Origin of the sequence: Lujinxingia sediminis (assembly GCF_004005565.1) — a bacterium.
Taxonomy (GTDB): Bacteria; Myxococcota_A; Bradymonadia; order Bradymonadales; family Bradymonadaceae; genus Lujinxingia; species Lujinxingia sediminis.
The window spans coordinates 1-7,828 of sequence record NZ_SADD01000027.1 but is presented as its reverse complement, the minus strand read 5'-3'; the positions used below and the strand labels follow the sequence as shown (position 1 = coordinate 7,828).

Here is a 7,828-nt window from a genome sequence, read left to right as displayed (position 1 = left end):
GTGCAGTCCGCAGTTGGGAGTCCCCGGCTGAGGTGTATCTGAACCCCTCAAAACTCACGCGCTCCAGGCTCGAGATGGAGGGCTGTGCGTAGTTCGATGAGGCGGCAACTATGTTGACACTCACCGGAGCACGAGGTCGAGATCGAGCACGAGCCCGAGCACGAGCCCGAGCACCAGCACGAGCCCGAGCACGAGTCCGAGCACGAGTCCGAGCACGAGCACGAGCCCGAGCACGAGCACGAGCACGAGGTCGAGCCCGAGTCCGAGCCCGAGCGCGAGCACGAGCACGAACCCCAGCCCGAGCCCGAGCCCGAGCCCCACACGCGTTGACCTCCCCCCCTCCCCCATCTAACCTACCCTCATTCACCACACCCGAGATCCATCCTTCATCCTCGTGATGTACGCCGTAGGAGATCTCGCCCTGAAGTGTTCCGCCGCGCATGGGGCGCGGCGGTCCTTTTACGTCACCGCGTTGTCGGCCCTCTCTCAGGGCAGCCCGCGTCGTCTTGACTCACGTTATCGGCCGTCTCTCAGGGCGGTCGATGGCAAGGAGTCAGGGATGAAGCTGTAGCAGCGCTACCGCGAATCCCTGACGACGCCGCCAGCGTCGTCCTGAGAGGCGGCCGACCGCGCCCACTTTAGAAGCGAGGCAAAAGCTATGAGCATCAAAGGGATCGTCTCCAATCACCTCAACTTCATTCACATGCCCACCGGGCGCTACGTCTTCGGCCTTAAAGAGATTCGCGACGAAGCCGAGCGCCGCGGGCTCGACGCCGTGGTCAACGCCTGCGACGAGGCCCTCAGCTATGGCGATCGCGCGCTGAATCTGGAGTTCACCTACGAGCAGACCCGGGAGCGCTCGTCTCAGGCGCGCGGCGAGGCGGTGGTGCTGGATAACCAGCTCGATGGTCAGATTGGGGCGATGAAGAGCCTCACCGACGCCCGCACCTTCGGCGACGCCAACGATCCGGTCGTGAAGGCGGCCCACCGGATTTTGGGCGTCGTCTTCCCCCGCGGCGCCGCGCCCATCATTCATCAGACCTTCGAGGTGCAACTCGGCATCATGGACACGATGCTCGCCCACTTCGACGGCGAACTCGCCAGCGACGTGCAGCTCGTGGGCCTGGAGCGCGAGGTCGAGCGCATGCGCGAGCTCGTTGAGCGCTTCCGCGCCGAGCTCAAATACGCCCCCGACACCGCCGTCTCCTACGCCGAGGTGCGCGCCGCCCGCGAAGAGCTCCACGAGCACGCCGCCCTGGTCGTGATTCAGATTCTCGCCAGCTACCCCGCCCTCGACCCCAAGTCCACCCGGGAGCGCGAGGCCTTGATCGCCCCGCTCACCGTGCAACAGGAGCGCGTGCGCGCCGATCACCGTCGCCGCCGCAACCCCGCCGACGTCAACCCCGAGACCGGCGAAGAGCGCTTCGAGGGCGACGCTCCTCCCGGCGATGTGGTCCCGCCCGTCGTCAGTGACGACGTGGTGCAACCCTCCCACGCCTGATGCTCTAAGAGCGTCACGCTAAACCCCAAAAAGCCCCGGCTCGCCGCCGGGGCTTCGTTTTGCCCGCGACTCACGCACGGATATACCCCAAACGGGGCGTCGAGGGGGTCCCGAGCCTTTCGCGAAAGGCGGCAGTGGGTGTCGACGGGGTCACGAGCCTTTCGCGAACGACCGGGTGTGTCGATCGACGGGGTCGCGAGCCTTTCGCGAACGACCGGGTGTGTCGATCGACGGGGTTCCGAGCCTTTCGCGAACGACCGGGTGTGTCGATCGACGGGGTCACGAGCCTTTCGCGAACGACCGGGCGAGTCGACTAACGGGGTCCCGCGCCTTTTGCGAAAGGCAGCGGTGGCCGTCGACGGGGTCACGAGCCCTTCGCGCTCCACCGGACGTACGCACGAATCGACCAGCGTCGCGAACCCCGACGCCCCACAACCACCCAACCACCCAACCACCTGACCACAACGCGCGAACCACCCAACGCACTCACGAATCGACCCACACCGCGAACCCCGGGCGCCCCACCGCCCTCCTTTGCTTTCCCCTCCCTCCCCTCTATATTTCCTACAGGCAGGAAAGCCCCGGCCCTGCAAAGGAGTAGCCATGAAACCCGCCCAGACCCGACACGACGTACTCGACCGACTCGCCACAAACTGGAGCGCGATCCACGCGCGCGGCGTCGAGCGTCTGGGGCTTTTTGGCTCATTCGCCCGCGATGACGCCCACGCGCACAGCGATGTCGATCTCCTCGTCTACTTTCGACCCGACGAGAAAACCTACGCGAATCTTTTCGAGCTCTCGGAGCTGCTCAAGGCACTCCTCGGCCGGAAGGTGGAGCTCGTCACGCCGGAGAGTGTGTCGGGGGAGTTGCTGACGAGAATGACCAGGGAGGTCGACTATGTCGAAGGACCACCGGCTCTACATCCGCCACATCCGTGAGGAAGCCGAGTATCTCCTCCATACCTGCACAGCTCTCTCCTACGACGCATTTCTACACGACGAAACGCTCAAGCGTGCCGTGGTCCGGAGCCTCGAAATCATCGGGGAAGCGACCAAAAAACTCCCTCGTGATTTCCGCTACAAGCACGACACCATCCCCTGGGCTCAAATGGCCGGGATGCGCGACGTATTAATCCATGACTATTTCGGCGTGGATTACGCGATTGTCTGGGATGTGGTTGAGAATCGAATTCCGGAGTTGCTACGAGAGCTTGAGTCGATTGACGACGTGCGGTAACGCCCCTGCGCTCCCCCGAACGTCCTCACGAATCGACCCACACCGCGAACCCCGGCACCCCACAACCACCCAACCCCTTAACCACCCAACCACAACCCGCGAACCACCCAACGTCCGTACCGGCCTGCCAACATCGCGAACCCCAACGCCCCAACGCTCTACCAACGCATCCTCAACCCCACTCCCCCCGCCATTCCGGTCTCTCCGGTGCGCCCGAGCGTCGGCCGCACATAAGGCGCCACGCTCAACCGAAAGCTCGACGGTGTCTCGCGCAGCCGCGCGTTACCCCGGGCGTCGAACAACGCACCACGCGCGTTTGCCTCCTCCACGAGACGCCGGGCATCGGCCTGTCCCACCAACGCGAGCCGATAGCGGTGGCGAGCTGAATAGAGTTTTGCCCCATACCCAAACGTCAGCCCCCCGACGACCACACCGGCCACCCCCCACAGCGCCTCGGCGGGCGGGAGAAGCGCCGCCCCTGCCCCCATCCCCGCAAGGAACACGAAAAAGGCCGAAAACACCACCACGGGGACCGACACCACGAGCACCGGAACCGCCACCGCCATCATGGGAACCCCCAGAACGTATCCCCGGGTCTGGCGCGCCATATTCTCTTCAAACTGCTCGCCCAACTCGGGATGCCCCAGCACCCGGTAGAAATCCCCTTCACGATAGACTTCGCCGGTCTGGCGGTCTTTGAGCTGATACTCCAGGTAGCTCTTCCCCCAGCGCACGCGCGTGGGTTGAAGAAGCTGAAATCGGGGCTCGTCGTCGACGTCCGATTCGGCATCGGCGGAAGGCGCGGCGGTGGGCGGGGAGCGCTCGGGCGACTCCGGGTAGAGCGCGGGTTGCGCGGCGACCGGAACGCTCAAGAGGCTAAACACAAGGAGCGCGGCGAGTGTAAGGAGAGGGTGAATGCGATTCATAGGAGGTCCGCCACAATGGGGGTAGTGAGTGGCTGAGGGTAGGGAGCCTGGCAAAGGGCTTCAACGCGTTGCGAAAAGCGCCACAACGACGCAGGGATGGGCCGCCCCCGGAAAAAAGCGCACAGCCCCAGAGACACAACGATGAAACCGACCCTGGCCAAACACGACGTTCTGTCTCGACTCGCCGAGCACGGGCCCGCCACCCATGCACGCGCTCGGCGCCCACCGGCCGGGCCTCTTCGGCTTCTTCGCACGCGACGACGCCCCCGCGAAACGTGACGTCGATCTTTAGGTCGACTTTCGGGATGGCGAGAAGACCTACGCGAACCTCTTCGAGCTCTCGGAGCTGCTCGAAGCGCTCCTCGACAGGAAGGTGGAGCTCGTCACGCCAGAGAGTGTGTCGGAAGAGCTGTTGGCGCGGATACTGGAGGAGGTTGTTTATGTCGCCGGCCCCCCGTATGCCGCCCAGCCCCGGGCTGAACGGGATCGGTGAGGCGTGCGCTCCCCGCGAACCACCGGACGTGCTCACGAATCGACCAGCGTGGCGAAGCGGGGCGTTGCGCAACCACCTAACCCCACAACCACCTGACCACAACGCGAGAACCGCCGGACGCCCGAGCGAATCGACCAGCGTGGCGAACTTGGGCGCCCTAACAATCCGCAACAACCCTCTTCACAAATCGCAACATCAATGCTATCGGTCCGTCCGACTCACATCTCACCCCCTCATGGTGACGCGGGAGGACACAAAACGTCTTCAGGCTGGCATGTCCTGACATCCTGAGTATCGGTGCGTGCAACGCCCCCCCCGCCTTCGAGGGAAGGTGTTGAGTCCTTTGAGTCGATCGCACGCCCGCCTTCGCGCGGGACTTTTATATCTTTATACACCCCCACATCCAGGGAGGAAGAGCAGTGTGCTTTAAACGACCTATCACCGCCCTCGTCATCGGCCTGACGCTGAGCTTAAGCGGTTGCGGCATCACCACCATCGTCGACGTCACCGACAACCCCGTCGGGCACCGCCAGGGCAAGGCCTGCGTGACCAACCTCCTGGGGCTGATCGCCACCGGCGACGCCTCCGTCTCGACGGCCGCGCGCAACGGCGGCGTCACAAAAGTGGCGACGGTCGACACGGTCATGAAAGGCGGATTTCTCGTCGGCTCCTACTGCACCTACGTCACGGGAACCTGAGCCGGCGCGCCCTCTCCATGACACGCTCGCGTTTTGAATGGGCCAACGTCCTCGCCAGAGTTCGCGCGGGACACCGCCCCCTCCCCTTCAGGAACACCATGCTACGAATCACCACCGCGGCACTCGCCGCGCTCCTCCTTCTGGCCTCGGGCTGCGCCCCGGGCATCCCCTACGGCACGCTCTACACCGACGCCTACACGCCGCTGGCGGCCACCAGCAACAGCGCGGTGGAGCGTAGCGGCGAAGCCTGCCGCATGAACGTGCTGGGCCTGGTGAGCTTTGGCGACGCCTCCACCACCGCCGCGGCCCGCGAAGGTGGCATCACGCTGATCTCCAACGTCAGCACTCGCACCAAGACCATCCTCGGCCTCTACGTCAAACGCTGCACGCTGGTCGTCGGCGACTGACCAAAATTTTCGATGGATTCGCAGCGGTGCAGCTTTCTCAACGCTTCATGCCCCCTGCACCGACCTGTCAGAACGTATGTTCACATGAGGTAGGTAGTATGATGTCCACCCCACGAAAACTCGCGCTCATCGCGCTCCTTCTTCTCAGCTTAAGCGGCTGCGCCTCGGCCACCGGCGACTTCGGCCTGCTCTACACCGGCGTCTCCGTCCCCGGCCCGGTCACTGACAACGAGGTCGGCCTCAAGACCGGCAAGAGCTGCGTCACCCACATCCTCTTCATCCCCCTGAGCCGCTCCGACAAGCCCCCGATGGCCACCGCCGCCGAAGATGGTGAGATCGTACATATTGGAACGGTGAACCACTCGACGATGAATGTGCTGGGGTTGTTTCGGAGGAGTTGTACGGTGGTGACGGGGGAGTAGAGGTTGGGAGTATTGCGAGCCGGGGGGGCTCGCCGTCAGCGAATCCTCAACCCAACTTATTTGTAGCGCCGTTCTATACAAATCCCGCGTTCATGTATAAACTTGTGCAATTCCAAAGCTCGACTATCTGCCCATCCACTCACCCCCAAGTAATGGAGAATACAAATTGGCCATTCACCTCGTACCTGCCAGAACAGACAATCTAACCACTTCCATCGACAACCCTATCAGCGAGTCCATCGTTGAGCGCCACTTAGAGAAAAACGACTATAACCAACTAAAGAGTGTTATGGACGGCGACATATTTTGTTTCGCAGTCGCCGAAAATATGAGTCATAAGTTCCACGGAAAGTATGCCCCGGGGGATCTTGTATTGTTTTCGGAGTCCGGCAAGAAGAAATTCACCCGTCTCGGCGTGGTAGCATCATTTACAACGAACCGAAACCTGGGCGAAGAAATCTGGCCCTTCTCAGGCAAAAGCCCTTGGTCTCACATCTATTTCCTGCAACACATAAGAAAGATTGATATAGACAAAGCCAAAATATTAGAAGCGTTAAACATGCCTCCAACCACTCCAATATCATGGCCAGAAAGATTGGAAGAAAACTCACCCAGCATTACTGAATTCAAACTACGTCATGGCGTACCGTTTTTTGAATGGATTGACATACAGATGAACAAACAAAACGAATCATCGTCGGGAATTTCGTTTCAACTAGCAACGACAAGACAACGGATTGGCCAGCATACGTTTCGCTCGGAAACGCTGACAATCTACAAATTTAAGTGCTCAATATCTGGATGTGGTGTCACCTCCGTGCTTCAAGCAGCACATATCATTGGCGTTACTGAACTAGATGGAAGCCACTCAGCAGAGAACTCGTTACTACTTCGAGCCGATCTACATCTCTTGTTTGATCAACACTATCTCTACATTGAACCGAAATCACTAAGAGCCAAATTCCACCCAGCCTTGCACCGAAATTTCCCGGACAGCATCAACGACTACGGCAAATATGAGAATCAACCCATTTCTCACCCCAATGAGGGCATACCCTCAAAAAAACTATTAGCTCGACACAAAGCGCGTTGTATTGCCGCACATGGGGAACTTTGATCCTCAACAATTTTCAACGCACACACCACCCCCTCGCCCCCTCCACATCCAACAAAAACGTAAATGCTCGCCAAACCCCACCATCACCACCCAACGCCCCCTACTATTAAAAAAGCCACGCCGAACCCGGCGTGGCTTTGATTCTTCCAGGGTGGCCAAAATCAGCCATCCAGGCTCGACAGCACCGCTTCGATCGGAGCCGGCAACGTGACCGTATTGGGCGACCGAATGTCATTCATCACGACCCGCTTTAAATACTCACGCGGGTCAACACCACAGATCTTGGCCGTCTCGAAGATCGTGTAAAGCTGAGCGGCGACCTCGGTACCGCGGCGACTTCGTGAACCGTAGTGATTCTTGCGGCCCACGACCGGACCACGGATTCCGCGTTCGGTGGGATTGTTGTCGATCCACAGCTCGGGATGTTCGATATAGAGCTCCAAACGCTCCCACCTTTCCATCATGTAGGTGATCGCTTTGCCGATGGCGCTTTTAGGCAACACACGCTGGTTAACCGCCCACGTTTGTAGCTCTTTGAGGATGGACTTCGACTCGGTTTCTCGCAGATAGCGTCGCCAGCCCATCAATGCGATGCCCTCGTCCGGGTCACGTGCTTTTTTCTCCACGTCGTAGAGTTTTCCGATCAGGTTGAGTGCGGTTTCGGCGCGCTCGGGATCGTTGGATTCAACATCTACAAACTTGCGGCGAACATGGGCCCAGCAACCGCTAAGGCGAACCTCCCCGGGGACCAGGCGGGCGGCTTTATCATAGCTTGGGCATCCATCGGTGATGAGCCATCCAGAGTAGCTTTCGAGCAGCCCGGCGGCGGTCTCGCCGCTTCGCGAATCGCGTAGCGCAAACCACATCGCGCCGCGGCCGCGAATCGCCCACATCTGCCATTTTTTGGTGGCACCGGTTTCCATCAGTCGCCAGGTCGTCTCATCCATCCCGACCACGTCGGCGCCGAAGATCCAGTGCTTGATCCCCAGATACGTCGTCTCCACGTGGTCGGCGAGCGCGTCGAGCT

At 60.9% G+C, this 7,828-nt stretch carries 10 protein-coding genes; 7 read left to right on the top strand and 3 right to left on the bottom strand.

Annotated elements, in window-relative coordinates; genetic code table 11:
• Window positions 1-120: 120 nt before the first annotated feature.
• Window positions 121-321, bottom strand: a complete 201-nt coding sequence (locus EA187_RS20090; protein ID WP_206524439.1) for a hypothetical protein — start codon at window positions 319-321, stop codon at window positions 121-123.
• Window positions 322-658: 337 nt separating this feature from the next.
• Here EA187_RS20090 and EA187_RS20085 point away from each other — a divergent pair, with 337 nt between their 5' ends.
• The 3 genes from EA187_RS20085 to EA187_RS20075 all read left to right on the top strand — a co-directional run bounded on the left by EA187_RS20085 (window position 659) and on the right by EA187_RS20075 (window position 2,738).
• Window positions 659-1,501, top strand: a complete 843-nt coding sequence (locus EA187_RS20085) for a hypothetical protein (protein ID WP_127781471.1) — start codon at window positions 659-661, stop codon at window positions 1,499-1,501.
• 603 nt (window positions 1,502-2,104) lie between these two features.
• On the top strand, window positions 2,105-2,440 hold the full coding sequence (locus tag EA187_RS20080) for a nucleotidyltransferase family protein (RefSeq protein WP_127781470.1): 336 nt from the start codon (window positions 2,105-2,107) through the stop codon (window positions 2,438-2,440).
• Window positions 2,400-2,738, top strand: coding sequence for a HepT-like ribonuclease domain-containing protein (locus EA187_RS20075; RefSeq protein ID WP_127781469.1), 339 nt, complete (start codon window positions 2,400-2,402; stop codon window positions 2,736-2,738). The genes EA187_RS20080 and EA187_RS20075 overlap by 41 nt, the downstream gene beginning before the upstream one ends.
• Before the next feature lie 158 nt (window positions 2,739-2,896).
• On the opposite strand, the gene EA187_RS20070 is transcribed toward EA187_RS20075, so the two are convergent.
• Complete coding sequence (locus tag EA187_RS20070; RefSeq protein ID WP_127781468.1) at window positions 2,897-3,664, bottom strand: hypothetical protein; 768 nt, start codon at window positions 3,662-3,664, stop codon at window positions 2,897-2,899.
• Between the two features lie 912 nt (window positions 3,665-4,576).
• On the opposite strand from EA187_RS20070, the gene EA187_RS20065 reads away from it, so the two are divergent.
• From EA187_RS20065 to EA187_RS20050, 4 genes are all read left to right on the top strand, one after another.
• A complete protein-coding gene (locus EA187_RS20065; protein ID WP_164856442.1) occupies window positions 4,577-4,855 on the top strand; it encodes a TRL domain-containing protein in 279 nt (92 codons plus the stop codon).
• Window positions 4,856-4,953: 98 nt separating this feature from the next.
• Entirely contained in the window at window positions 4,954-5,262 is a 309-nt protein-coding gene (locus EA187_RS20060) for a TRL-like family protein (protein WP_164856441.1), read from the top strand.
• 98 nt (window positions 5,263-5,360) lie between these two features.
• Window positions 5,361-5,684, top strand: coding sequence for a TRL domain-containing protein (locus EA187_RS20055; protein WP_164856440.1), 324 nt, complete (start codon window positions 5,361-5,363; stop codon window positions 5,682-5,684).
• Between the two features lie 166 nt (window positions 5,685-5,850).
• On the top strand, window positions 5,851-6,801 hold the full coding sequence (locus EA187_RS20050) for an HNH endonuclease (protein ID WP_127781464.1): 951 nt from the start codon (window positions 5,851-5,853) through the stop codon (window positions 6,799-6,801).
• A 161-nt stretch (window positions 6,802-6,962) separates the two neighbouring features.
• On the opposite strand, the gene tnpC is transcribed toward EA187_RS20050, so the two are convergent.
• The coding region (gene tnpC, locus EA187_RS20045) for an IS66 family transposase (protein WP_127781463.1) at window positions 6,963-7,828 on the bottom strand (866 nt) is incomplete at its 5' end.

Coding starts and splice junctions, on each gene's coding strand:
- EA187_RS20080 (WP_127781470.1), top strand. CDS start 2,105: ATGAAACCCGCCCAGACCCGACACGACGTACTCGACCGACTCGCCACA.
- EA187_RS20085 (WP_127781471.1), top strand. CDS start 659: ATGAGCATCAAAGGGATCGTCTCCAATCACCTCAACTTCATTCACATG.
- EA187_RS20060 (WP_164856441.1), top strand. CDS start 4,954: ATGCTACGAATCACCACCGCGGCACTCGCCGCGCTCCTCCTTCTGGCC.
- EA187_RS20055 (WP_164856440.1), top strand. CDS start 5,361: ATGATGTCCACCCCACGAAAACTCGCGCTCATCGCGCTCCTTCTTCTC.
- EA187_RS20075 (WP_127781469.1), top strand. CDS start 2,400: ATGTCGAAGGACCACCGGCTCTACATCCGCCACATCCGTGAGGAAGCC.
- EA187_RS20070 (WP_127781468.1), bottom strand. CDS start 3,664: ATGAATCGCATTCACCCTCTCCTTACACTCGCCGCGCTCCTTGTGTTT.